Raw genomic sequence first — 24,012 nt, forward strand, 5'->3', positions numbered from 1 at the left:
AGCCCCGATCCCGCCACGTTCCCGCGCACAGTGCGCCCATCGCACCACCCGGGAATGCCGATGTCGTTTCTCTCAAATCTTCCAATTGCAGACCTGATCGCGAGCTACGGCTACATTGCGATCTTCGTCGTCATCGCTTTGGAAAGCGCTGGCGTGCCGTTGCCGGGCGAGACCATCCTGATTTCTTCGGCCGTCTATGCCGGCAGCACCGGCCACCTGCAGATCGGCCTGATCATCCTGGCCGCCGCGGCCGCCGCGATCCTTGGCGACAACCTCGGCTACTGGGTCGGTCGACGCTGGGGCATGCCGCTCCTGCTCCGCTACGGTCACCTCATCGCCCTCGATCACGGGCGGCTGAAGCTTGGCCAGTATCTCTTTCGCGAGCATGGCGGAAAGATCGTGTTCTTCGGCCGCTTCACCGCGATGCTGCGGGCCTACGCGGCCGTGCTAGCCGGGGTGAACAAGCTCGACGCCCGCCGCTTCCTGGTCTTCAACGGTCTCGGCGGCATCGCCTGGGCGACGATCATGGGGCTGGGATCGTATTATTGTGGCCGTTCGATCGAGCATATCGCCGGTCCCGTGGGCCTTAGCCTGCTCGCCGTGGTGATCTTCGGCGGCCTCGCCCTCTGGCTGTTCGTGCGCAAACACGAAACGCGCCTGCTCGCAGAGGCGGAGAGCGCGATTCCGGGCCCACTCACCTGATCGACGCGAGCTCGCGCACCTTTGAAACCAACTTCGCCGGCTCTCGGGGCTGGCGAGGTTCGTCGTTCAAAGGACGAGCGCGAGACGCGTGACAGAGAGAAAAGGGTTCACGAAAACACCGCAACGGTGGCGCACGCGATGGGCGCTTCGGACCAACTGTTGCGAGTATGCAGGGCCAGATCTCACAATCGGCTCAACCGCTATAGCTGCCTCGTCAAGAGTACAGCCAAGTCTTGAAGAAAGATTGGCTCCCCGAGCAGGACTCGAACCTGCGACAAAGCGATTAACAGTCGCTTGCTCTACCAACTGAGCTATCGGGGACCGCGATCGGGGGTCTACACAGCGCTTCGCCGGGACGCAAGGGTGTCCGGACCGGTGATTTGACGATTCCGTCACATTTTTTGGCCGGTGCCCCGGGGCGCTGCCTGAAATTCCCGCGCTTTGGCCCGCGACTTGGCCCGCGACTTGGGTAAGGGGCCGCGTCGGATTGGAGGCGGTGGATCGCAGCACCGGGTCGAAGCGGTTTGGGCCGAGACGCGAAAGCGACCGCCTCCTAATTTGCGGAGATCGTCCAAAGGCCGTTGCCCTCACGCGGGGGGCTCTGCTAGAGACGCCTCTCCCCGAGCCGGCCGCCCGGACGGGGGTCGCCAAACGGGCCCTTCGGGGTCGCGCGACAGAGGCCTCGTGGCGGAGTGGTTACGCAGAGGACTGCAAATCCTTGCACGGGGGTTCGATTCCCTCCGAGGCCTCCAAAGTCGATTTCCCCCTTCATAGAGCTTCGCGATCACGTCCAGATCCGGGTCGCCCTCCCACGTGGGAAAGCCGAGCCCAGGCTCATAAGCAAAGGGTTCTTCCGCGAACGGTTCTCGCAAGAGAGGTTCGTCGCGCGTCTCTGGAGACGGGATGACGCCGGCGAAGCCGGATCGCACCGTCTCGGATCGTCGGACGGGCAGGGGCGTCGAGAACCTTGCGTTTTGGCAGTCGATCCCCGACAACCCGCAAGCTTCGGCGTGGCCGCTCGGGCCGCCCGGAGGGATAGACCGGCGTCCGGCGTCGGCTCAGCGTCGAGGAAGACAGCTACCATGCTCGATTACGCGCAGGCGCGACGCCTCATGGTCGATTGTCAGTTGCGGACCTTCGACGTGAACGATGTCCCGGTCCTCGACGCTTTCGAGGAGATCGCCCGCGAGCGCTTCGTTCCGCCCGGGCGCGAGGATTTCGCCTATATCGATCAGACCCTGCGGCTCGGCTCCTCGGGTCGGGCGATGCCGGCGCCGATGCTGCTGGCTCGGATGGTCCAGGCCCTGGCGATCCAGCCCGGCGAGACGGCGCTCGACGTGGCCACCGGCTACGGCTACGCCGCCGCGATCCTGGCACAGATCGGAGCCGAGGTGGTGGCCCTCGAATCCGATGCGGACCTTCTTGCCGGTGCCCGCGAGCGTCTGGTGGGCCAGGACAGCATCACACTGGTCGAAGGCCCCCTCGACGCGGGGGCGGCGCAGTCCGCGCCCTACGATGCCATCCTGGTCAACGGCCGGGTGGAAACCCGCCCGCAGGCCCTGCTCGACCAGTTGAAGGATGGCGGTCGCCTCGTCTGCGTGATGGGGCAGGACCGGGCCGCCAAGGCGACTCTGTTCGTCCGCGCCGGAGAGGCCTTCGGTGCGCGTCCGCTCTTCGATGCCGCCCTGCCAGCCCTCGGTGCTTTCGCGGCCGACCCCGATTTCGCGTTTTGATTCGCGCCTGACGAAGAGCCGCAACGCCTCGCATTCCTGACGCCCGCCTGAAATCCCTCTGGCTGTGTATCAAATTGACACCAACCCTGGGTAGTGTCGCTTTTTTACGGCACCGCACACGGATTCGTGCGGCGGACTGGAACCACCCGGTGCTCTGCCGGCCAAGGTCGGCTACTCTCCGCGCTGAGGCGGGCAATCCGGATTCGCGCTGTGGCGCGGTGACCATCTCGTATGGTCGTCCGGTTCATCTAGAAACCGCAAGGGTCGACGAGCGTGAGAGATTCGAAACCTGCGATGCGCACGAGGCTTCGGCCGATCGGCTTCGCCCTGTTGGCCCTCGCCGTGGCGAGCCCGGCCGGTGCCGAAACGCTGGAGAGCGCCCTGTCGCGGGCCTACGCGGCCAATCCCACTCTGAATTCGGGCCGCGCCGGCGTGCGCGCGACCGACGAGACCGTGGCGCAGGCCAAGTCCGGCTATCGTCCCACCGTCAGCCTCGATGCCGATATCGGCCTTTCTCAGACCCAGGGCCGAACATCTGGTTTCCAGCTCAACCAGGTCACGCGGCCGGGCGGCGCGGGCCTCACGGTGAACCAGACCCTCTTCAACGGCTTTCGCACCGACAACCAGACCCGTCAGGCGGAATCGGATGTGCTCCGCGTCCGGGAGGCGCTGCGCGCCACCGAGATGAACACCCTGTTCAATGCCGCCCAGTCGTACATGTTCGTTCTGAGCGATACGGCGAACCTCGAACTGCGCCGCAACAACGTCGAGGTGCTCGAGGAGCAGCTGCGTCAGACGCGTGACCGCTTCAACGTCGGCGAAGTCACCCGCACCGACGTCGCCCAGGCCGAGGCACGCCTGGCTGGCGCACGCTCCGAGGTCAGCGGCGCCGAGGCCACCCTGCGTGCCAGCATCGGCAATTACCGCCGCTATATCGGCGTCGAGCCGCGCCAGCTCGCGCCCGGTCGGCCGCTGGACCGCTTCGTCCCGTCAAGCCTCGATACCGCCCTGAACATCGGCCTGAAGGAGCATCCGCAGATTCTCTCGGCACTGCATCTCGTCGATGTGTCCGAGGCTCAGGTAAAGGTTCTCGAAGGCGCGCTGTATCCCACCGCCGGCCTTCAGGGCTCAGTGCAGCAGCGTTACGACAACCAGTTCCCGGGCGACAACGCGGTCAGCGCCTCGATTGTCGGTCGCCTGTCCATCCCGCTCTACGAGGGCGGCCAGACCTACTCGCAGATCCGCCAAGCCAAGGAGACCGTGGGCCAGCGCCGGCTCGACGCCGAGGACACGCGCGATCAGGTCCGTTCGGCGATCGTCACCGCCTGGGGCCGGCTCGAAGCCGCCAAGGCGCAGGTCATCGCCTCCCAGGCGCAGGTGCAGGCCAACGAAGTGGCGCTGAACGGCGTGCGTGAGGAGGCCCGCGTCGGCCAGCGCACCACCCTCGACGTCCTCAACGCGCAACAGGAACTGTTGAACGCCCGCACCAATCTCATCATCGCCCAGCGCGATCGGGTGATCTTCTCCTACGGCGTGGTCCAGGCCGTCGGCCGCCTGACGGTGCGCTACACCGCGCTGCCCGTCGCGGTGTACAGCCCGAAGGAACACTTCGATCAGGTCAAGGACCTCTGGTACGGCGTGCGCACACCCGACGGCCGCTGACCTCCGAAAACCGGTCGCGAGCGCAGCAGCCCGCCGGAGCGGATCGGCTGCTGCGCATATCTGGATCCGATGCGGGCTTATCCCGCGTCGCGCGGCGGCCAGCGCTTGTATCGGGACGGGAGCGTGAAATACTCGCCCCCGTCATCAACCGTCCATCCCAGATCCCGAGCGTCGTCCGGATGAGTGCAGCGAGCCCCAAGGTGTTGGACAAGACGCAGGAACCCTCCATGGAGGAGATCCTGGCCTCGATCCGTCGCATCATCGCCGACGATCAGAATGCCAAGGCCGAGGTGAGCCCGCCGCAACCCTCCGTGCTCCAGCCCGAGAACGACGACGTGCTGGACCTCGCCGAGGTGGCCAAGCCGGTGCGCCGGCCGGCCCCCATTGAGGAGCCCGAGATCGCGTTCCGCAAGGAGCCGATCGAGGACGGGCAGATCGATTTCGATGCAATCTCCTTCGATGACGACGAGCCGGAGCCCGAGCCTCTTCCGCCGATCCGTGCCGCCGCACCCGTCGAGCCGCCGCGCGCCGCGCCGCAGCCCGCCGTCCGCGAGCCCGATCCGGAGCCCGTCCCGACGCCGACAGAACGGCTGACCTCGGCCGTTACCGACGCCAGCGTCGCGCAGGCCTTTCATATGCTCTCGCACACCGTGATGAGCAGTCAGGCCCGAACCTTCGAGGATCTGGTGCAGGATATGCTCCGACCGATGCTGAAGGGCTGGCTCGACGAGAACCTGCCCGGCATGGTCGAACGGCTGGTCCGGGCCGAGATCGAGCGCGTGGCCAGAGGCCGCTGAGGACCGCCACGGTCGAATGACCGGCCTCGCGAGTTGACGCAGGGGCCGTGACGGGTTGAAAGCGGGCCAACCTCCGCTTTCTCCGACACGTGAACCGACCCCGCCCATGATGGACAAGACCTTCGACCCCGCCGCCGTCGAGGCGCGCATCGCCGCCGCCTGGGAAACCGGCGGTGCCTTCAAGGCCGGGCGACCCGAGCGGGCCGGGGCGAAGCCCTTCACCATGGTGATCCCGCCGCCGAACGTCACCGGCAGCCTCCACATGGGGCACGCCCTCAACAACACGCTCCAGGACATCCTCTGCCGCTTCGAGCGGATGCGAGGGCGCGACGTGCTCTGGCAGCCGGGCACCGACCATGCCGGCATCGCCACCCAGATGGTGGTGGAGCGTCGTCTGGCGGAGGCACAGGAGCCGGGCCGGCGCGAGATCGGCCGAGCCGCCTTCGTCGAGAAGGTCTGGGCCTGGAAGGCGGAATCGGGCGGGGCGATCGTCAACCAGTTGAAGCGCCTCGGCGCCTCCTGCGACTGGTCGCGCGAGCGCTTCACCATGGGCCTCTCGGGCGCGCCCGACGACCAGATGGTCCGCGCCGTCACACGCACCTTCGTCGACCTGCACGCGCAGGGGCTGATCTACCGCGACAAGCGCCTCGTGAACTGGGATCCGAAATTCCAGACCGCGATCTCAGACCTCGAAGTGCTCCAGATCGAGGTGAAGGGCCATCTCTGGCACTTCGACTACCCGGTCGTCGACGCGGCGGGCGCGGAGACGGGGGAGGTCATCACGGTCGCCACCACGCGGCCCGAAACGATGCTGGGGGACACCGCCGTCGCGGTTCATCCGGATGATGAGCGCTACACCCACCTCGTCGGCAAGCGGGTTCGCCTGCCGCTGGTCGGACGGCTGATCCCCATCATCGCCGACACCTATTCCGACCCCGAGAAGGGGACCGGTGCGGTCAAGATCACGCCGGCGCACGACTTCAATGACTTCGAGGTCGGCCGCCGAGCCGGCTGCACGCCGATCAACATTCTGGATTCGGAGGCTCGCATAAGTCTTGACGGTAACGCGGCTTTCCTAGCCGATGCGAACCCGGAGCCGGAAGCCCTCGCCCTGCATGGCCTCGATCGGTTCGAGGCCCGCAAGCGGGTCGTCGCCCTGATGGAGACACGCGAGCGCCTGCGGCTGATCGAGCCCAACACCCATGCGGTGCCGCACGGCGACCGCTCGAACGTGGTCATCGAGCCCTACCTCACGGACCAGTGGTACGTGAACGTGAAGCCCCTGGCCGAGCGCGCCCTGCAGGCGGTGCGCGACGGGAAAACCCGTTTCGTGCCCGAGAACTACGAGAAGACCTTCTTCCAGTGGCTTGAGAACATCGAGCCCTGGTGCATCTCGCGCCAACTCTGGTGGGGCCACCAGATTCCGGTCTGGTACGACGAGGCTGGCGGCATCTACGTCGCGGCGAGCGAAGCGGAGGCGCAAGCACGGGCGGACGCGAAGCGCGGGGCGTCGGTGGCCCTGCGTCGTGATGAGGACGTCCTCGACACCTGGTTCTCCTCCGCCTTGTGGCCGTTCTCGACGCTGGGCTGGCCGGACGAGACGCCGGAACTCGCGCGCTACTACCCGACCGACACGCTGGTGACCGGCAAGGACATTATCTTCTTCTGGGTCGCCCGGATGATGATGCTCGGCCTGCACGTGACCGATCGGGTGCCGTTCTCGACGGTCTACCTCCACACGCTGGTGCGCGACGCCTCCGGCGCCAAGATGTCGAAGTCGAAGGGCAACGTCGTCGACCCACTCGGCCTGATCGACCAGTACGGCGCCGATGCCCTCCGTTTCACGCTCGCGGCGATGGCCGCGCAGGGGCGGGACATCAAGCTCGCAGTCAACCGGGTCGAGGGCTACCGCAACTTCGCGACCAAGCTCTGGAACGCCTCGCGCTTCGCCGAGATGAACGGCTGCGTACTACGCCCCGATTACCGGCCCGAGGACGCCGCCGAGACCCTGAACCGCTGGGCGCTCGGCGAAGCCGCGCGGGCGGTCGCCGAAGTGACGGCGGCCCTCGAAGCCTACCGCTTCAACGATGCGGCGGCGGCGGCCTACCGGTTCGTCTGGAACATCTTCTGCGACTGGTATCTGGAACTGGCCAAACCCGTCCTCCAGGGGGACGGCGTCGCGGCGGCAGCGAAGGCCGAGACGCAGGCGACGGTGGCGTTCCTGATCGACCAGATCGCCAAGCTGCTGCATCCGTTCATGCCGTTCCTCACCGAGGAACTCTGGGCCATCAAGGGCGAGGGCATCGCGGATCGCGGCCTCCTCGCCCTGACGCCCTGGCCCGACCTCGCCGCGCTGAACGATTCGGATTCGGAAGCCGAAATCGGCTGGCTGGTCGATCTTGTTTCCGAGATCCGCTCGGCACGTTCGGAGACCAACGTACCGGCGGCGGCCCAGATTCCCCTCGTGGTGGTGGGAGGCGACGAGGCCTTGCGGGCTCGCGCCACACGCTGGGGCGACACTCTGGTGCGTCTTGCACGACTCTCCGAGATCCGCTTCGCGGAGGCAGCGCCGAAAAACTCCGTGCAGTTGCTGGTGCGCGGCTCGGTGGCGGCCCTGCCCCTCGAGGGCATCGTCGATCTCGGTGCCGAGGTCGCGCGCCTGAAGAAGGAGGCGGCGAAAGCCACCGCCGAGATCGCCAAGATCGAGGGCAAGCTCGGCAATGCCGACTTCCTCGCCCGTGCGCCCGATGAGGTGGTGGACGAGCAGCGCGAGCGCCGGGACGGGGAGGCCGCCCGCCTGGAGAAGATCACGGAGGCGCTGACGCGTCTCGCCGGTTGAGGGCGTCGTGAAGACCGCCCACACCCTCGCCGAACTCGGCTGGTCCGCATTCTTCGCGGACCAGTGCCGCACGGACGAGGCTGCCTTGCTGCCACAGCGCGTCGCCACCGTGCATCGCGCCCGCATGGGTGCCCTCTCCAAGGCAGGGCCGGCGAAGCTCATGCTGCCGATCCACACCAACACCGGCGACTATGCCGTGGGCGACTGGGTTCTCGTCGAAGCGGGCACGCAGATGCTGCGCCGCCGCCTGGAGCGGCGCACCGTGCTGGAGCGGCGGCGCGAGGGCAGCGTAGCGCCGCAGCTCGCGGCGGCCAATGTCGACGCGCTCTTCATCGTCACCTCCTGCAACGCGGATTTCAATCCGACCCGCCTGGAGCGTTACCTCGCCCTGGCCAACCAGGGTGGACCCAAGCCCGTCATCGTCCTGACCAAGGCGGATGTCGCGGAGGATGCGGAGCGCTACCGTCGCGAGGCCATGGCGCTGCAGCGGGACCTTGCCGTGGTTCTGGTGAACCCCCGTGAGCCCGACGCGGCGACACATCTCGAGCCCTGGTGCGGTCCGGGCCGGACCGTCGCGGTGGTGGGCTCGTCGGGTGTCGGCAAGTCGACCCTCGTGAACACCCTGGCGGGCCCGGACCACGCGGCACCGCAGGCAACGGGCGGCATCCGGGAACACGATGCCAAAGGGCGGCATACCACCACCAGCCGCTCGCTCCACGCCATCGCGGGGGGCGGCTGGGTCATCGACACACCGGGCATCCGCTCGCTTCAGCTCGGCGACGCAGCCGAGGGGCTGGAGACGCTGTTCGCCGAGATCACCGAACTGGCCCCGGCTTGCCGCTTCCGCGACTGCACCCATGCCCATGAGCCCGGCTGCGCCGTTCAGGCTGCCGTGGCGGAGGGCCAGCTCGATCCGGATCGGGTCGCACGCTGGCGTATCCTGCGGGCCGAGAACCGGGGCAACACGGTGGTTCCAACGGGCCCACGCGGCAACAAGCGGCGCTGACGGCCGGCGGTCAGATCCCGCCGCCCGCGACCTCGCGGGCTACGGCCCGGCGGCCGATGTCGCGGCGGCAGAAGCCCTCCGGCCAGTCGATCCGGGCCACCGCCGCGTAGGCGCGGGCCTGGGCCTCCATCATGCTCTCGCCGAGCGCGGTGACGGCGAGCACCCGGCCGCCATCGGCGAAGAGCCGCCCGTCCTCGGCACGGGTGCCGGCCTGGAACACCAGGATGTCGTCGCTCTGGCCCGCCGCCGCGAGGCCCCGGATCTCCGACCCGCGCAGGACCGTGCCGGGATAGCCCGCCGCCGCCATGACCACTGTGAGGGCCGCGCGTCGCAGGTCGAACTCGAGGGCGATCCCGGACACGTCGCCCTCGCAGGCCGCCAACAGGGCGGGCACCAGGTCCGAGGCGAGGCGAGGCATCAGCACCTGGGCCTCCGGGTCACCGAAGCGGGTGTTGTACTCGATCAGCTTCGGACCATCGGCGGTCAGCATCAGACCGGCATAGAGGATGCCGGTGAAGGGGGTACCGCGCGCGCGCATGCCGTCCAGCGTCGGAGTGATGATGGTGTCCATCACCTCCTGCTCCAGGGCCGGCGTCAGGATGGTGGCCGGGGAATACGCGCCCATGCCCCCGGTATTCGGGCCGCGGTCCCCGTCGAAAACACGCTTGTGGTCCTGGGCCGTGCCCACCGACACCGCACGGGTGCCGTCGCAGAGGGCGAAGAAGCTCGCCTCTTCGCCGAACAGGCATTCCTCGATCACGATCTCGGCGCCGGGCTCCTCGAACAGGGCGCGCACCGCGCTTTCCGCCTGATCCCGGGTCTCGGCCACGACCACGCCCTTGCCGGCGGCAAGACCGTCGGCCTTCACCACGATGGGGGCGCCGTGCTCAGCGAGGTAGGCCAGAGCAGGCTCGAGAGCCTGGAAGCGGGCGAAGGCGGCGGTCGGGATGCCGACCTCGGCGCAGAGATCCTTGGTGAAACCCTTCGACCCTTCGAGCTGCGCGGCGGCCCGGGTCGGGCCGAACACCCGGACGCCCGCCGCCTGGAGGTCGTCGACGAGGCCTGCCACCAGGGGCGCCTCCGGCCCGACGACGACGAGGCCGATGCGCTCGGATGCACAGAAAGCGCGGACCGCCGCATGATCGGAGACGGCGAGGTCCGGCCGGTTCTCACCGAAATCCGACGTGCCGGGATTGCCCGGTGCGGTGAACAGTCGGCTGCAGAGGGGGCTCTTGGCGATGGCGTAGGCCAGGGCGTGTTCGCGCCCACCCGAGCCGATGAGGAGGATGTTCATGGGGGTGATGTTCCCCAAAAGCCGTTCGTTGAAAAGGCCGATTCACCGCTAAGACCGTCAATGTGCACGGGAAGCGCTCTGCGGAAGGGGGGGAGGGCCGTACTCTCGCCGCAGAACCGAGATCCAATGGCATCGGTTCTCCTCCTTTGGCGTGGAACGAACGAACCGGAGTCACGTTGTGACAATCATGCCAGGCTGTCGCAAATCCGTTCCGTATTTGATGGCGCCGCCTCCGACCCGAGGCGTCAGTGCCTCACATTACCTGACATGGGGCCGTGTGCCGGTGCGGGCGTGCAACGACAATCACAGCCTGGACGCACTGCCGATTTGGCGGATGGCCCTGGCGATCTGCGCTGTTCCAGTCGCTTCCGTCTTGGTGATCCTGTCGATTCTGATGTGACCCGGCGGCGAACGCGCCTCCTACTTTACCTGGGGCTATGCCAGGCCTAGCGTCCGCCGCCATGGCCGTCCCCCCTCCGCCTTCCAAACCTGCCGCATCGTCCGGCCCAGTGTCCAACGTGCCCGAATGGTCGGTCGGCGACCTCGCCTCCGCCCTGAAGCGAACGCTGGAGGATGCCTTCGGCCATGTTCGGCTGCGCGGCGAAATCTCGGGTTTCCGCGGCCAGCACAGCTCCGGTCACGCCTACTTCTCGCTGAAGGACGGCTCGGCTCGCATCGATGCGGTGGTCTGGAAGGGCACCTTCAACCGCCTGCGGCAGCGGCCTCAGGAAGGGCTCGAGGTCGTCGCCACCGGCCGGATCACGACCTTCCCGGGCAAGTCCTCCTACCAGATCGTCATCGAGACCCTGGAGCCGGCTGGCATCGGGGCCTGGATGGCATTGCTGGAGGAGCGCAAGCGGGTGCTGGCGGCCGAGGGCCTGTTCGCCTCCGAGCGCAAGCGGCCGATCCCCTACTTGCCCCGCATCGTCGGAGTGGTGACCTCGCCCACCGGCGCCGTCATCCGCGACATCCTGCACCGGCTCGCAGACCGCTTCGCCCGGCCCGTTCTGGTCTGGCCGGTGCGGGTGCAGGGCGAGGGGGCGGCCGAGGAGATCGCGGCGGCGATCCGGGGCTTCAACGCCCTGGTGCCCGGGGGCGCGATCCCGCGTCCCGAGGTCCTCATCGTGGCGCGGGGCGGCGGTTCGATCGAGGATCTGTGGGCCTTCAACGAGGAATGCGTGGTGCGCGCAGCCTCGGAGTCGGAGATTCCGCTGATCTCGGCGGTGGGCCACGAGACCGACACCACCCTGATCGACTTCGTTTCCGACCGGCGGGCACCGACCCCGACGGGGGCCGCCGAGATGGCGGTTCCGGTGCGGGCGGACCTGGTGGCCGAGGTGGTCGACCTCGGGCGGCGCCAGCGCGAGGCGGTTCAGCGCCGTCTCGACCGGGAGCGCAGCGACCTGCGCGCCCTGGTGCGGGCGATGCCGGATGTCGACGCCTTCCTGGCTGGCAAGCGCCAGCGCCTCGACCTCGCCGAGGCCCGGCTCGGACCGGCTCTCGCGGGCAATGCCCGGGTGTTCCGGCTCCGCGTGGCGCGCCTCGTGGAGCGCTTCGCCCGGCACCCGCCGACCCTGGCTCTGGCGCAGGCGCAGGGCCGGCTGGCCCGGATCGGCGAGCGGCCCGGCGCCGCGCTGCGCCATGACGTGGCGCGAAAAGGCGAGGGATTGTCGTACCTTGGCCGTCGCCTCGTGTTGGCCCGCGAGGGCACCCTCGGGCGGGTCCGGGCCGAGCAGGCGCGAAGCCGCGACCGCCTCGGCGCGCTGCAGGCCCGCCTCGTCCAGGCCGGGGACCGCCTGACCGAGCGCCGGGCGGACCGGCTGGCCGGGCTGGCGGGTTTGCTCGGATCGCTGAGCTACCGGGCCGTGCTGGCCCGGGGCTACGCCCTGGTGCGGGACGCCGAGGGCCAGCCGGTCCGCATCGCCGCGCAGGCCACACCGGCGATGACCCTCGAATTCGCCGATGGATTCGTCGACGTGCGACGCGATGAAATACAACGAGGGTTTCGTCACGGTCACGGCGATTCGGGCTCCCCGCGCGCACCGGACCCGGCCGACGCGGGCCTGGACCCCGCGCCGCGAAAATCCGCCGCGAAACGGGCCCCGCCCCGGAAGAAGGGCGCCGCCCAGGAGCCGCAGCCGGAGGTCGCCGCCGCGACCCGGCAGGGGACCCTGTTCGAACTCTGACCGGATGACCGGAGCGGTGGCCGGGGCGCAACGCCGGCGATGGCATGCGTCGGCCGGGGAGGACCTGCGTGTTCCGCGGCACCCGCAGCGGGTTGACGAACCGGGCGGGGTTTGCGACCGCACCGGCAGCACGGCATGGCGCATGCCTTCGGGAACCTTGCCTGATCAGGAGCCCGCCTCGCGGGACACCCGGCGGGATGCGACCGCGGCCAGGCGGCAGGAGAGGCGGAATGACGACGACGATCGACAGCGCACAGAAGCTCCACCTCGTCTTCGGAGGCGAGCTGGAGAACCTGGACGGCGTGAACTTCCGCGACGTGAAGGATCTCGACATCGTCGGCATCTTTCCGGACTACGCCTCGGCGCAGACGGCCTGGAAGGCCAAGGCACAATCGACGGTTGACAGCGCCCAGACGCGCTACTTCATCGTGCACCTGCACAGCCTGCTCGAGCCCTGAGACCCGCGACCTGGCTTCGTAATCCAGGTGAAGGCTGCGTGAAGGCATTGTGACGCCCCGGTCGCGGCTGGTATGAGCGCGACAGCGAGGGCTTGCCCGAAGCGACGACGGGACGCCCCCCCAAGGATCGCGAGATGAAGACCCCGGCATGAAGTCCTCGATCAAGATCATTGCCGGCAATGCGAGCCGGCCATTGGCCGAGGCGATCGCAGCCTATCTCGAATTGCCGCTGGCCAAGTGCATGGTCCGGCGTTTCGCCGATATGGAGATCTTCGTCGAGCTCCAGGAGAACGTGCGCGGCGAGGACGTGTTCATCGTCCAGTCGACCTCGTTCCCGGCCAACGATCACCTGATGGAACTGCTCATCATGATCGATGCGGCGCGGCGTTCCTCGGCCCGGCGCATCACCGCGGTGATCCCGTATTTCGGCTATGCCCGCCAGGACCGGCGCACCTCCGGCCGCACGCCGATCTCGGCCAAGCTGGTGGCCAACCTGATCACCGAGGCCGGCGCCGACCGTGTCATGACCCTCGATCTCCATGCCGGGCAGATCCAGGGCTTCTTCGACATCCCGACCGACAACCTGTTCGCCGCTCCCGTGAAGGTGCGCGACATCAAGGAGCGGCTCGACCCCAAGGACTGGATGGTGGTGTCGCCCGACGTCGGCGGTGTGGTCCGCGCCCGCGCCATCGCCAAGCGCATCGACGCCACCCTGGCGATCGTCGACAAGCGCCGCGAGCGCCCCGGCGAATCCGAGGTGATGAACATCATCGGCGAGGTCGAGGGCCGCTCCTGCATCCTCGTCGACGACATCGTCGATTCGGGCGGCACGCTGGTGAACGCCGCCGAAGCCCTGCTCAACGCCGGCGCCAAGGACGTCTCCGCCTACATCACGCACGGGGTGCTCTCGGGCGGCGCGGTCTCGCGCATCGCCGCCTCCCGGATGAAGGAACTGGTGATCACCGATTCGATCCAGCCGACGCAGGCGGTCAAGCTCGCCCGCAACATCCGGGTCGCAACCATCGCGCCCCTGCTGGGCGAGGCCATCGGCCGGACCGCGACCGAATCGAGCGTGTCGAGCCTGTTCACCTGAGGCGCGGCCCCGAAAAAATCCCGAACCGCTTTCACGGCCGTGCCCGATCCTGCGGGTGCAGCGGATCGCAATTGCCTTGACCCCACGGAAACCTGTATAGACGGCGCTTCCCTATTGCAGCGTTGAGACGGGATGCTGCCGGCCACTCTCGGGCCGGAGCGAGCGACGCCCTGTCGGCGGCGCCCCGATGACCCGTCCCGCCCGAACCTGTTGGAGTAGCCCGATGTCCCAAGGCCCGCTGATGCCGAAGGCCACCGCCGTGTGGCTGGTGGAGAACACCTCGCTGGCCTTCGAGCAGATCGCCGATTTCTGCAAGCTGCACCCCCTCGAGGTGAAGGGCATCGCCGACGGCGAAGTCGCGGCCGGCATCAAGGGCCTCGATCCGATCACCACGGGCCAGCTCACCCGCGACGAGATCGAGAAGGCGCAGAAGAGCCCGAACTACAAGCTCAAGGTCGCGGTCTCGAAGGTGAAGCTGCCCGAGGTCAAGCGCACCACCAAGGGTCCGCGCTACACGCCCCTGTCGCGCCGCCAGGACCGGCCCAACGCCATCCTGTGGCTGCTGCGCAACCACCCCGAACTCAAGGATGCGCAGATCATCCGCCTCGTCGGCACCACCAAGTCGACGATCCAGCAGATCCGCGAGCGCACCCACTGGAACTCCGCCTCGCTGCAGCCGATGGACCCGGTGACCCTCGGCCTCTGCACGCAGATCGACCTCGATTTCGAAGTCCAGCGCTCGGCCAAGGATCGTCCGGCCAACATGCCGGTGGACGGCGGCGCCACGCTGCTGCCGACCGAGGTTTCGACCGCCACCGACTACACCGAGTCCGACGAGCACCACCGCACCGCCCGCGACGAGAAGCTCAACGCCGATTCGGTGTTCGCCAAGCTCAAGGGCATGCGCAGCACCGAGGACGACGACGAGGACTGACACGTCCCGTACGCGCCGTGCAGACCGATCCCCGCAGCCTAGCCGCGGGGATTTTTCGTTTCCGAGACCGAAGCGGCCCGGGCGCCCGGCCAGTTGCCGGATGACCGGCAATCGGCTATGCAACCGCCGTTCTCCGATCGGAATCGACGAGTCTCGGCAGGGTCCTGCCGGGCCGCGTCCCCGTTGGAGGACCGCTCTCGACCATCGCTTGAGAATGCGTCGGCCCTCCTTCGGGAGGTTGAGCCCGTCGGGTCCAGGACCCCGGGCGGCGACGTCGAGGGTGTCCCGTCACACGAGCCGCCGATGCCGGCCTCCCGATGAGGCCTGTCAGGAGACAGAATGACTGCTGGTAACGCCCTACAGCGTAGCCCGAGCCGCGACGATTTCGCAGCTCTTCTCGAGGAGTCCTTCCTCGAACACGAGATCACCGAAGGGTCCGTCGTCAAGGGTCGCGTCGTCGCGATCGAGAAGGACGTGGCCGTCATCGACATCGGCGCCAAGACGGAAGGCCGTGTCGCTCTCAAGGAATTCAACGGCCCCGGCCGCGAAGGCGAACTCGCCGTCGGCGACGAGGTCGAGGTCTATGTCGACCGCATCGAGAATGCGCTCGGCGAGGCCGTCATCTCGCGCGACAAGGCGCGCCGCGAGGAGAGCTGGGTCAAGCTCGAGAAGGCCTTCGAGGCCAACGAGCGCGTCACCGGCGCGATCTTCAACCAGGTCAAGGGCGGCTACACCGTCGATCTCGACGGCGCCGTGGCGTTCCTGCCGCGCTCCCAGGTCGACATCCGCCCCGTGCGCGACGTCACCCCGCTGCTGGGCACCCCGCAGCCGTTCCAGATCCTCAAGATGGATCGCCGCCGCGGCAACATCGTCGTGTCGCGCCGGACCGTCCTCGAGGAGAGCCGCGCCGAGCAGCGCTCCGAGCTGGTGGCCAACCTCGAGGAAGGCCAGGTCATCGACGGCGTCGTCAAGAACATCACCGAATACGGTGCGTTCGTCGACCTCGGCGGCATCGACGGCCTGCTCCACGTCACCGACATGGCATGGCGCCGCGTGAACCATCCGTCCGAGGTCGTGACCATCGGCCAGACGGTCAAGGTCAAGATCATCAAGATCAACCACGAGACCCACCGCATCTCGCTCGGCATCAAGCAGCTGCTCGCCGATCCGTGGGAGGGCATCGCCCAGCGCTACCCGGTCGACGCCAAGCTCAAGGGCCGCGTGACCAACATCACCGATTACGGCGCCTTCGTGGAGCTGGAGCCGGGCATCGAAGGCCTGATCCACGTCTCCGAGATGTCCTGGACGAAGAAGAACGTCCACCCGGGCAAGATCGTCTCCACCTCGCAGGAAGTGGAAGTGCAGATCCTCGAGGTCGATCCGGTCAAGCGCCGCATCTCGCTCGGCCTTAAGCAGACCCTCCAGAACCCCTGGGAGGCCTTCGCCCAGCAGCATCCGGTGGGCTCCGAGGTCGAGGGCGAGGTCAAGAACAAGACCGAGTTCGGCCTGTTCATCGGCCTCGACGGCGATGTCGACGGCATGGTCCACCTGTCGGATCTCGACTGGAACCGTCCCGGCGAGCAGGTCATCGAGGAGTTCAAGAAGGGCGACATGCTGCGCGCCCAGGTTCTCGACGTCGATGTCGAGAAGGAGCGCATCTCGCTCGGCGTGAAGCAGCTCGGCGGCGACCCCTTCACGGAAGCCGGTGACCTCAAGAAGGGTCAGATCGTGACCTGCGAAGTGGTGGACGTGAAGGATTCGGGCGTCGACGTGAAGATCGTCGACACCGACCTGACGACCTTCATCCGCCGGGCCGAGTTGGCCCGCGACCGTGGCGACCAGCGCCCCGAGCGCTTCGCCGCCGGCGAGAAGTTCGACGCCCGCGTGATCCAGTTCGACCGCAAGGCGCGCCGGGTCCAGCTCTCGATCAAGGCCCTCGAGATGGCCGAAGAGAAGGAGGCGATGGCCCAGTTCGGTTCGACCGATTCGGGTGCCTCGCTCGGCGAGATCCTCGGCGCGGCCTTCAAGAAGGCCCGCACCAGCGACGACAAGGACGAGTCGCAGGACTAAGCTTGGCGCGCGTGCCCCGGTCCTTCGGGACCGGGGCATCCGTCCCTCTCTTCGACGCCCGCGCGGGATCGCTTCCCGCGCGGGCGTTTTCGTATGCGCCCCGTCGCCGGATGGCCGGCCGCCCCCGCGACAGGCGCGACCGCCCCGGCCAGACGCCGCCCCGCAGGCCCCGCGACCTGCCCTCTTGTGGGTCCGGGCCGGGCAGCGCTAGAACACGGACCAAGGATGGTTTGCCCCGGGGTTTGCCCTGAGGACGCGTGACGCGACAAAGGCTTGGTGCAAATCGGCGGGGAGTGTGGGACAAGGATCGCCCGGCGCGCGGACGCGAGTCGGTGCGGGTCCCGCATCCGAACCCGGGCCTGAAAAACAATCCGCCGGTTCAGCCGGCGCGAGGGAGCAGAACCAGCGCATGGCCGCGGATGCCGAACTTCTGATCGATCGCCGGCGCCTGCGCCGCAAGCTGTCCCTCTGGCGGGTGCTCGGCATCGGCGGCCTCGTGGTCGCCGTGGGCGCGGTCGGCCTGCGGGTCCGCAGCGGCGACACCTTCGGCCTCGGCGGTCTGCGCCCGCAGATCGCCCGGATCTCGATCGGCGGCTTCATCGCCGGCAGCGAATCGACCACCAAGCTGATCGAGCGCGTGCGCGACGACGCCGCGGTCAAGGGCGTGGTGGTGTCGATCTCCTCGCCGGGCGGCACCACCACCGGCTCCGAGGAACTCTACCGCAACCTGCGCGCGCTCGCCGAGAAGAAGCCCATGGTGGCCTTCGTCGACGGCACGGCGGCGTCGGGCGCCTACATCGCGGCGATCGCGGCGGACCACATCGTGGCGCGCGAGACCGCGCTCGTCGGCTCCATCGGCGTGCTGTTCCAGTATCCGGACCTGTCGGGCCTGCTCGACAAGGTCGGGGTCAAGGTCGAGTCGGTGAAGTCGGCGCCGCTCAAGGCCGAGCCCTCGGGCTTCACCCCGACTTCGCCCGAGGCCCGCGCGGCGCTCGCCGCCGTGGTGGGCGACACCTACGGGTGGTTCAAGGGCCTGGTGGCCGACCGGCGCAAGATGTCCGACACGGAACTCGCCACCGTCTCGGACGGACGGGTGTTCAGCGGCCGCCAGAGCGTGCCCCTGAAGCTCGTCGACGGCCTCGGCGGCGAGCGGCAGGCGGTCGCCTGGCTCGAGTCGCAGAAGGGCGTGGAGAAGAACCTGCCGGTGCTGGACTGGGAACCCGCCAAGAAGAGCGATTTCCGCCTGTGGTCGGCCCTCGGCCTCGGGGCCGATCTGATCGGGCTCGACGGCCTCGCCGCCCGCCTGCGCCAGGTCGGCGACGAGACGGCGGGGCTGGCTCAGGGCGGCCTCCTGGTGCTGTGGCGGCCCGGCCCCGCCGAGGCGGCCCGCTGAGGGTCCGCGCCCCGTCTTTCGTGCATGATTTCGTGAAGGCCCTCGCATGATCAAGTCGGAGCTCGTGCTCAAGATCGCCGAGCAGAACCCGCATCTCTACCAGCGCGACGTCGAGACCCTCGTGAACGCGATCCTCGATACCATCGCGGACGCGCTCGCCCGGGGCGACCGGGTCGAGCTGCGCGGCTTCGGTGCCTTCTCGGTCAAGCGCCGCGATGCGCGACGCGGGCGCAACCCGCGCACGGGTGCGGCCGTTGCCGTTTCCGAGAAGGCCATCCCGGTGTTCAAGACCGGAAAGGAGATGCGCCTGCGCCTCAACGAGGCCGGCATCGGGGACGGCGAGGCCGCCGCTTCCTGACCCGCCGCCCCGTCCCAACCGTTCGGAGTTCCTCTCGATGATCCGCTTCCTCAAGGGTTTGCTGCTGCTCCCCGTCGCCGTCCTGGTGGTGGCCTTCGCGGTGGCCAACCGCGACGTGGTGCGGGTGTCGTTCGATCCCGTCTCGCCCGACATGCCGGTGTTCAGCGCGGCGCTGCCGCTCTACCTGCTGCTGTTCATCGCGGTCGCGATCGGCGTGCTCCTGGGCGGCTGCGGCGCCTGGCTCGGGCAGGCGGGCACCCGCCGCACCAGCGCCGCCCGCCGCCGCGAGATCCGCCGCCTGGAGAGCGAGACCGCGCGCCTCAAGACCTACGCCCCGCCGCCGACCAACGAGGGTCCGAACGGCATCTACCGCAACGCCTCCGACCGCGTCGCCCTGCCGGCGCCGCACTGAGGCCGAACCCCGGTTCCCCGCCCGCATGTCCGCCGTCGCGATCAAGATCTGCGGGCTCAGCACCCCGGCGACCCTCGACGCCGCCCTGGAGGCCGGGGCCGACCTCGTCGGCTTCGTGCACTTCCCCAAGAGCCCCCGCCACGTCGATCTCGAGACCGGCCGGGCCTTGTCCGCGCAGGCGAAAGGCCGGACCGAACGGGTGGTGCTCCTGGTCGACCCCGACGACGCCCTGGTGGCGGCCGCCGTCGCGGCCTTCGATCCGGACTGGATTCAGCTCCACGGCCGCGAGACGCCCGAGCGGGTCGCGGCCATCCGCGCCGCCACCGGACGGCGGGTGATGCGGGCCCTCGGCGTCGCCACCGCGGCGGATCTCGACGCCGTGGCGGCGCAGGCGCGCGCGGCCGACCGCATCCTCCTCGACGCCAAGGCGCCCCCCGGTGCCGACCTGCCCGGCGGCAACGGCCACGCCTTCGACTGGAGCCTGCTCGACGGGGCCACGCTGCCGGCGGGCTACATGCTCTCGGGCGGTCTCACACCCGACACCGTGGCGGCCGCGCTCGCCCGCACGGGTGCCCGCGCCGTCGACGTTTCGTCGGGCGTCGAGATCCGGCCGGGCGAGAAATCGCCGGCCCGCATCGCCGCCTTCGTGGCGGCCGCCCGGGGTGCCTGACGCTCAGGCATCTTCGACGACTCGGCATTTCTGATCGTCGACGGCCTTGCAATCGGGTCGAAAAACCCTTGATTTCAAGGATCGACGTGTTGGCCGCATTGTCGCCGCCCCCCGCGCGGGTCTAGGCGTTGGCCAAACGCATCCGCCCGTCTCGCATGCATCCGTCTTGCATGCCTCCGTCACTCCGAGGATCATGCCCGTGACCATCGCTCCCCCTCCGAACTCATTCCGCAACGGCCCGGACGAGCGCGGCCGCTTCGGTATCTTCGGCGGACGCTTCGTGGCCGAGACCCTGATGCCGCTGATCCTCGACCTGGAGGCGGCCTACACCGCCGCGAAGGCCGACCCGGCCTTCCAGGCGGAGATGAACAGCCATCTGACCCATTACGTCGGCCGGCCGAGCCCGCTCTACTACGCCGAGCGCATGACCGAGCACCTGCGCGCGCAGGCGGCCCCCGGACACGGGGCGAAGGTCTTCTTCAAGCGTGACGAGCTGAACCACACCGGCTCGCACAAGGTGAACAATGTGCTCGGCCAGATCATGCTGGCCCGCCGCATGGGCAAGCCGCGCATCATCGCGGAGACCGGCGCCGGCCAGCACGGCGTCGCCACCGCCACCCTTTGCGCCCGCTTCGGCCTGAAATGCGTGGTCTACATGGGGGCCGTCGACGTCGCGCGTCAGGCGCCCAACGTGTTCCGCATGAAGATGCTGGGCGCCGAGGTGGTGCCGGTGCAATCCGGCACCAAGACCCTGAAGGATGCGATGAACGAGGCCCTGCGCGACTGGGTCACGAACGTCGCCGACACCTTCTACTGCATCGGCACCGTGGCGGGCCCGCACCCGTATCCGGCGATGGTGCGCGACTTCCAGTCGATCATCGGCCGCGAGACCAAGACGCAGATGCTGGAGATGGAGGGCCGGCTGCCGGATTCCCTCGTCGCCTGCATCGGCGGCGGGTCCAACGCCATGGGCCTGTTCCACCCGTTCCTCGATGATCCCGAGGTCAAGATGTACGGCGTCGAGGCGGCCGGCCACGGCATCTCCAGCGGCCTGCACGCGGCCTCGCTCTCGGGCGGCAAGCCCGGCGTGCTCCACGGCAACCGCACGTACCTGCTGCAGGATGGCGATGGCCAGATCGCGGACGCGCACTCGATCTCGGCCGGCCTCGATTATCCGGGCATCGGCCCCGAGCACGCCTGGCTGCACGAGGCCGGCCGTGTCACCTACCTCTCGGCGACGGATCAGGAAGCCCTGGACGCCTTCAAGCTGTGTTCGATGCTGGAGGGCATCATCCCGGCCCTGGAGCCGGCCCACGCCCTTGCCAAGGTGCGGGAACTGGCACCGCAGCAGCCCGAGGATCACCTCCTGGTCGTCAACTTGTGCGGACGCGGCGACAAGGACATTCCCCAGGTCGCCGAAATCTTCGGGACCCGGCTCTGACAGGGCGACGGGACAGGCCATTTTCCTGGGGCCGACCCCGTTGACACCCAACGGCGGGGTTCCCTATACCGCCGATCTCATCGCGGCCCCGATCTTCGGCGGCCGCGGTCTGGCGGGGTAGCTCAGCTGGTTAGAGCAGAGGAATCATAATCCTTGTGTCGGCGGTTCAAATCCGTCCCTCGCTACCAAGATTTAAGCCTGCTAGGTCAATGACTTAGCAGGCTTTTTCTTTGCTCTTTGAGACCCATAAAAACTGCTTTATACGCTAGCTCAGTGCTAGCGCACCCCTCGGAAAAAGCTGTTTTGGATGAAGGGCCTAGCCGCTGGCACTGAGAGTACCAAATAGGGTTTCTAGCGCAGTTTTAGCGCACCCTCGGGCACCGCAGTAACCAGACAGGCCTCGTCGTGAGCACTCCAGCCAGCAGCCAAGCCGAGCGTTTTCAGCTGTTTCAGCGCGCGGGTAGCATGAAGTGGCAGATGCGTTTCAGCGTGCGAGGGCAGGGGCAGATCAAGCGCTCTCTGGATACGAGCGACCGGGCGGAGGCTGAACGCCGGGCTGACGCCATCTGGTACGAGGCCACTTACCGGGCCAAACAGGGTCTCACCGCCCGCGCACACGGCTTTGAAGCCGTCGCTGAGGAGTTCATCACGCAGATCCTGCGGGAGGTGGAGCGGGGCGAGCGCCGAGCCGACCAGGGCAAGAGCGAGCCTGCGATGATTCGGCGCTTCTTCATTGGCTACTTCGGCTCCAAGCCGGTTGATGCCATCACGGACACGGATCTGGAGCGCTACGCGGAGTGGCGGCGCACTTACTGGACCGAGGGCCCGGGCAAGCTCATCGAGCATATCGAGTACGAGCGTGACGGGCACCGTCTGCGCCGGCCCGTGCGGCGCTCAGCACCGTCCATCAGCCGCCAGCGCGGTGAGACGGTGGTGCTGCGTGCGCTGCTGCGCTGGGCCTCACGGCAGGGCTACCTGAAGACACCGCCTGAGATCACCATCAAGGCTCGCCGTTCGCCTGACAACCGCCGTCCCAGCTTCGAGCCCCACGAGTTTGCCCGGCTGGAGGCGGTGAGCCTCAGCCGGCTCGTTGATCCCATCATGGACGGCATGGGCGCGGAGGTGCGCGCCAGTGATCGACGCACCTGGCGCATCAAGCGGCTGGATGACCACACCCGCAGGGATCGCACGCTGCTGCACGCATACGTGATGATCGGCGCGTTCTCAGGACTGCGACCCACCGAGATGTACAATCTCACCTGGGGTGACGTGCTGGGCTACCGAGCGGGCAGGGGCAAGCCCGTGGACCAGCGGGACATCCGGCTGCAAGTGCGGGGCAAAGGCAAGAGCGGCAAGGCCATTCCACAAAAGGCAGCCATCCCCTGGTTCGACACCTTGTGGATGCTGTTCGAGCGCAGCATGGGCCGTGAGCCGTTGGACACGGACCCGGTGTTCGCCAGTGAGCAGGGCAAACGCGTGAGCTCGGTGGCCAACGGCTTCACGGAGCTCCTGAAGGCCGCAGGCCTGGTGCGGGATCACAGGGGTATCAAGCGTACGCCGTACTCGCTGCGCCACTTCTACATCAGCGAGCAGCTGGCCAACGGCGCGGAGGTCATGGACGTGGCCCGCAACTGCCGTACCTCGCTCGTCATGATCGACAAGCACTACGGGCAGGTACGGCTTGAGCGTGTAGTGGATCGGCTCCGGCCGGAGTGGACGCGCGCCTGATTTCAGTCGGCAGCTGCCCTGGCAAACCACGGGGTTGGCCTGCGAACGCCAGCCCTCACTTCCTGAGAGGCGATGAGGCTTACTGCACCGACCCACTCTGTGGAGCCTGCAGCATGCGAAGCGCTTCGCAGAGCAAAGCATGAAGGTCGGAGACTGTCTGCAAGTCCATGAGAATGCCGACGCGCTGACGCTCCTGCGTTGGGACAACGATCACGAGCAGATCCTAGGGTCTGGACTCGATCAGCACCAGAAGGCGATGACGGCAGCGAGTGCGACGGCCGAGGCGTAGTTTCGGGCCAACTTGTCGTAGCGGGTGGCGATGCGACGGAAGTCCTTCAGGCGATTGAAGGTTGTGGAATACTACGATCCCCTGATCGGCNCTAGGGTCTGGACTCGATCAGCACCAGAAGGCGATGACGGCAGCGAGTGCGACGGCCGAGGCGTAGTTTCGGGCCAACTTGTCGTAGCGGGTGGCGATGCGACGGAAGTCCTTCAGGCGATTGAAGGTCGCCTCGATGCGCCAGCGTTCGCGGTAGCGGCGTTTGTCGTGGCGGATCTTCCGCTTGCGGCCGCGCTTGCCGGGGATGATCGGCGTGATGCCTTTTTCCCGCAGGTCGGCCCGGAGCCAATCGGCGTCGTAGCCCTTGTCGGCGGCCAGACGACGGACCCGACCGGGAGCCTCGGCGAGCACGGCTGGGGCGGCGGTGACGTCGCTGGCGTTGCCAGGCGTCAGCAGGAGGACGCCGGGGCGGCCGAGGACATCGGTGAGGACGTGGATCTTGGTCGTCTGGCCGCCACGCGACGGGCCGATGCCTTGCGTACGAGCCCCCCTTTACCGCCATGCGCCGAGCGGTGGGCCTTGACGTAGGTGCTGTCGATGGCGGCCGCCTCGCCCGCCCATCCGCTCTTGGCCAGCGCGGTCAGCATCGCCCGCCAAAAGCCGCGGCGGGACCAGCGATTGAAGCGGTTGTAGACGGTCGTGCGCGGACCATACGCGGCTGGGCAGTCGCGCCAGCGGCAGCCCGAGGTCAGCACGTGCAGGATGCCGGAGATGACTTGCCGATCATCGTTCCGCTCTGGCCCGGGCTGGTTCTTGGGCATGAACGGTTCCATCACCGCCCACTGCTCATCGGAAAGCCAGAACAGGTCCACCATCGCCGCCTCCGTGCTGCAAACGGCGGCTCTGAATCACAAAACCAGAACTCTCGCAACGTCTTGGTTCGGTTCACACCCTAG

General features: G+C 68.1%; 20 protein-coding genes, 3 tRNA genes and 1 pseudogene. 20 read left to right on the plus strand and 4 right to left on the minus strand.

Going from position 1 to position 24,012, the window contains the following annotated elements; genetic code table 11:
* Positions 1-60: 60 nt before the first annotated feature.
* Positions 61-702, plus strand: a complete 642-nt coding sequence (locus ASF57_RS06510) for a DedA family protein (protein WP_056481245.1) — start codon at positions 61-63, stop codon at positions 700-702.
* Positions 703-947: 245 nt separating this feature from the next.
* Here ASF57_RS06510 and ASF57_RS06515 read toward each other — a convergent pair.
* Positions 948-1,023 (minus strand) — tRNA-Asn (locus ASF57_RS06515).
* A 357-nt stretch (positions 1,024-1,380) separates the two neighbouring features.
* Between ASF57_RS06515 and ASF57_RS06520 the strand changes: the two genes are divergently transcribed.
* From ASF57_RS06520 to rsgA, 6 genes are all read left to right on the plus strand, one after another.
* Positions 1,381-1,454, plus strand: a tRNA-Cys gene (locus ASF57_RS06520).
* Positions 1,455-1,784: 330 nt separating this feature from the next.
* Positions 1,785-2,435, plus strand: a complete 651-nt coding sequence (locus ASF57_RS06525) for a protein-L-isoaspartate O-methyltransferase (RefSeq protein WP_056481207.1) — start codon at positions 1,785-1,787, stop codon at positions 2,433-2,435.
* A 294-nt stretch (positions 2,436-2,729) separates the two neighbouring features.
* Positions 2,730-4,097 (plus strand): TolC family outer membrane protein, encoded by a 1,368-nt coding sequence (locus tag ASF57_RS06530; RefSeq protein WP_056481209.1) that lies wholly within the window; start codon positions 2,730-2,732, stop codon positions 4,095-4,097.
* Positions 4,098-4,276: 179 nt separating this feature from the next.
* The gene (locus tag ASF57_RS06535) at positions 4,277-4,894 is read left to right on the plus strand and encodes a DUF2497 domain-containing protein (RefSeq protein WP_056481211.1); all 618 of its coding nucleotides are present in this window, start codon (positions 4,277-4,279) and stop codon (positions 4,892-4,894) included.
* 106 nt (positions 4,895-5,000) lie between these two features.
* Positions 5,001-7,733 carry a valine--tRNA ligase gene (locus tag ASF57_RS06540; protein ID WP_056481213.1) on the plus strand — a complete coding sequence of 911 codons (2,733 nt, stop codon included), beginning with the start codon at positions 5,001-5,003 and terminating at the stop codon, positions 7,731-7,733.
* Between the two features lie 7 nt (positions 7,734-7,740).
* The gene (gene rsgA, locus ASF57_RS06545) at positions 7,741-8,739 is read left to right on the plus strand and encodes a ribosome small subunit-dependent GTPase A (RefSeq protein ID WP_056481215.1); all 999 of its coding nucleotides are present in this window, start codon (positions 7,741-7,743) and stop codon (positions 8,737-8,739) included.
* A gap of 10 nt (positions 8,740-8,749) precedes the next feature.
* Here rsgA and purD read toward each other — a convergent pair whose 3' ends face one another.
* A complete protein-coding gene (purD, locus tag ASF57_RS06550) occupies positions 8,750-10,033 on the minus strand; it encodes a phosphoribosylamine--glycine ligase (protein ID WP_056481218.1) in 1,284 nt (427 codons plus the stop codon).
* Positions 10,034-10,494: 461 nt separating this feature from the next.
* Between purD and xseA the strand changes: the two genes are divergently transcribed.
* The 13 genes from xseA to ASF57_RS26555 all read left to right on the plus strand — a co-directional run bounded on the left by xseA (position 10,495) and on the right by ASF57_RS26555 (position 23,065).
* Positions 10,495-12,219, plus strand: a complete 1,725-nt coding sequence (gene xseA / locus ASF57_RS06555; protein ID WP_056481221.1) for an exodeoxyribonuclease VII large subunit — start codon at positions 10,495-10,497, stop codon at positions 12,217-12,219.
* 230 nt (positions 12,220-12,449) lie between these two features.
* Positions 12,450-12,677: a DUF4170 domain-containing protein gene (locus ASF57_RS06560; RefSeq protein ID WP_056184414.1), complete on the plus strand. Its 228-nt coding sequence runs from the start codon at positions 12,450-12,452 to the stop codon at positions 12,675-12,677.
* 148 nt (positions 12,678-12,825) lie between these two features.
* Positions 12,826-13,770 (plus strand): ribose-phosphate pyrophosphokinase, encoded by a 945-nt coding sequence (locus ASF57_RS06565; protein WP_056097113.1) that lies wholly within the window; start codon positions 12,826-12,828, stop codon positions 13,768-13,770.
* A gap of 223 nt (positions 13,771-13,993) precedes the next feature.
* Positions 13,994-14,704 carry a DUF1013 domain-containing protein gene (locus ASF57_RS06570; protein ID WP_056184416.1) on the plus strand — a complete coding sequence of 237 codons (711 nt, stop codon included), beginning with the start codon at positions 13,994-13,996 and terminating at the stop codon, positions 14,702-14,704.
* 339 nt (positions 14,705-15,043) lie between these two features.
* Positions 15,044-16,774: a 30S ribosomal protein S1 gene (rpsA, locus tag ASF57_RS06575; RefSeq protein WP_056184418.1), complete on the plus strand. Its 1,731-nt coding sequence runs from the start codon at positions 15,044-15,046 to the stop codon at positions 16,772-16,774.
* A gap of 409 nt (positions 16,775-17,183) precedes the next feature.
* Entirely contained in the window at positions 17,184-18,167 is a 984-nt protein-coding gene (sppA, locus tag ASF57_RS06580) for a signal peptide peptidase SppA (RefSeq protein WP_056184420.1), read from the plus strand.
* 46 nt (positions 18,168-18,213) lie between these two features.
* Positions 18,214-18,525 carry an integration host factor subunit beta gene (gene ihfB / locus ASF57_RS06585; protein ID WP_055959108.1) on the plus strand — a complete coding sequence of 104 codons (312 nt, stop codon included), beginning with the start codon at positions 18,214-18,216 and terminating at the stop codon, positions 18,523-18,525.
* A 37-nt stretch (positions 18,526-18,562) separates the two neighbouring features.
* Positions 18,563-18,937, plus strand: coding sequence for a LapA family protein (locus ASF57_RS06590; RefSeq protein WP_056184423.1), 375 nt, complete (start codon positions 18,563-18,565; stop codon positions 18,935-18,937).
* Positions 18,938-18,962: 25 nt separating this feature from the next.
* Positions 18,963-19,607: a phosphoribosylanthranilate isomerase gene (locus ASF57_RS06595; RefSeq protein WP_056481227.1), complete on the plus strand. Its 645-nt coding sequence runs from the start codon at positions 18,963-18,965 to the stop codon at positions 19,605-19,607.
* A gap of 199 nt (positions 19,608-19,806) precedes the next feature.
* Complete coding sequence (trpB, locus tag ASF57_RS06600) at positions 19,807-21,048, plus strand: tryptophan synthase subunit beta (protein WP_056184499.1); 1,242 nt, start codon at positions 19,807-19,809, stop codon at positions 21,046-21,048.
* Between the two features lie 111 nt (positions 21,049-21,159).
* Positions 21,160-21,236: transfer RNA gene (locus ASF57_RS06605), tRNA-Met, on the plus strand.
* Positions 21,237-21,453: 217 nt separating this feature from the next.
* On the plus strand, positions 21,454-22,776 hold the full coding sequence (locus ASF57_RS06610; RefSeq protein WP_056481230.1) for a site-specific integrase: 1,323 nt from the start codon (positions 21,454-21,456) through the stop codon (positions 22,774-22,776).
* A 139-nt stretch (positions 22,777-22,915) separates the two neighbouring features.
* On the plus strand, positions 22,916-23,065 hold the full coding sequence (locus tag ASF57_RS26555) for a hypothetical protein (protein WP_210166822.1): 150 nt from the start codon (positions 22,916-22,918) through the stop codon (positions 23,063-23,065).
* On the opposite strand, the pseudogene ASF57_RS24495 reads toward ASF57_RS26555, so the two are convergent.
* Together ASF57_RS24495 and ASF57_RS24500 are read right to left on the minus strand one after the other, a co-directional pair.
* Positions 23,017-23,124, minus strand: a pseudogene (locus ASF57_RS24495) (IS5/IS1182 family transposase); the annotation flags it as partial. The gene ASF57_RS26555 and the pseudogene ASF57_RS24495 sit on opposite strands and share 49 nt — an antisense overlap.
* A gap of 49 nt (positions 23,125-23,173) precedes the next feature.
* A protein-coding gene (locus tag ASF57_RS24500) for an IS5 family transposase (protein WP_156375997.1) occupies positions 23,174-23,931 on the minus strand; the annotation gives its coding sequence in 2 pieces (ribosomal slippage) (positions 23,174-23,601 and positions 23,601-23,931; 759 coding nt in all).
* Positions 23,932-24,012 lie beyond the last annotated feature (81 nt).

Source organism: Methylobacterium sp. Leaf117 (assembly GCF_001422985.1).
Taxonomy (GTDB): Bacteria; Pseudomonadota; Alphaproteobacteria; order Rhizobiales; family Beijerinckiaceae; genus Methylobacterium.

Bases quoted from the DNA above. Each gene is read 5' to 3' on its own strand.
- ASF57_RS06510 (WP_056481245.1), top strand. From the start codon at position 61: ATGTCGTTTCTCTCAAATCTTCCAATTGCAGACCTGATCGCGAGCTAC.
- ASF57_RS06525 (WP_056481207.1), top strand. From the start codon at position 1,785: ATGCTCGATTACGCGCAGGCGCGACGCCTCATGGTCGATTGTCAGTTG.
- ASF57_RS06530 (WP_056481209.1), top strand. From the start codon at position 2,730: ATGCGCACGAGGCTTCGGCCGATCGGCTTCGCCCTGTTGGCCCTCGCC.
- ASF57_RS06535 (WP_056481211.1), top strand. From the start codon at position 4,277: ATGAGTGCAGCGAGCCCCAAGGTGTTGGACAAGACGCAGGAACCCTCC.
- ASF57_RS06540 (WP_056481213.1), top strand. From the start codon at position 5,001: ATGATGGACAAGACCTTCGACCCCGCCGCCGTCGAGGCGCGCATCGCC.
- purD (WP_056481218.1), bottom strand. From the start codon at position 10,033: ATGAACATCCTCCTCATCGGCTCGGGTGGGCGCGAACACGCCCTGGCC.
- xseA (WP_056481221.1), top strand. From the start codon at position 10,495: ATGGCCGTCCCCCCTCCGCCTTCCAAACCTGCCGCATCGTCCGGCCCA.
- ASF57_RS06560 (WP_056184414.1), top strand. From the start codon at position 12,450: ATGACGACGACGATCGACAGCGCACAGAAGCTCCACCTCGTCTTCGGA.
- ASF57_RS06565 (WP_056097113.1), top strand. From the start codon at position 12,826: ATGAAGTCCTCGATCAAGATCATTGCCGGCAATGCGAGCCGGCCATTG.
- ASF57_RS06570 (WP_056184416.1), top strand. From the start codon at position 13,994: ATGTCCCAAGGCCCGCTGATGCCGAAGGCCACCGCCGTGTGGCTGGTG.
- rpsA (WP_056184418.1), top strand. From the start codon at position 15,044: ATGACTGCTGGTAACGCCCTACAGCGTAGCCCGAGCCGCGACGATTTC.
- sppA (WP_056184420.1), top strand. From the start codon at position 17,184: ATGGCCGCGGATGCCGAACTTCTGATCGATCGCCGGCGCCTGCGCCGC.
- ihfB (WP_055959108.1), top strand. From the start codon at position 18,214: ATGATCAAGTCGGAGCTCGTGCTCAAGATCGCCGAGCAGAACCCGCAT.
- ASF57_RS06590 (WP_056184423.1), top strand. From the start codon at position 18,563: ATGATCCGCTTCCTCAAGGGTTTGCTGCTGCTCCCCGTCGCCGTCCTG.
- ASF57_RS06595 (WP_056481227.1), top strand. From the start codon at position 18,963: ATGTCCGCCGTCGCGATCAAGATCTGCGGGCTCAGCACCCCGGCGACC.
- ASF57_RS26555 (WP_210166822.1), top strand. From the start codon at position 22,916: ATGAAGGTCGGAGACTGTCTGCAAGTCCATGAGAATGCCGACGCGCTG.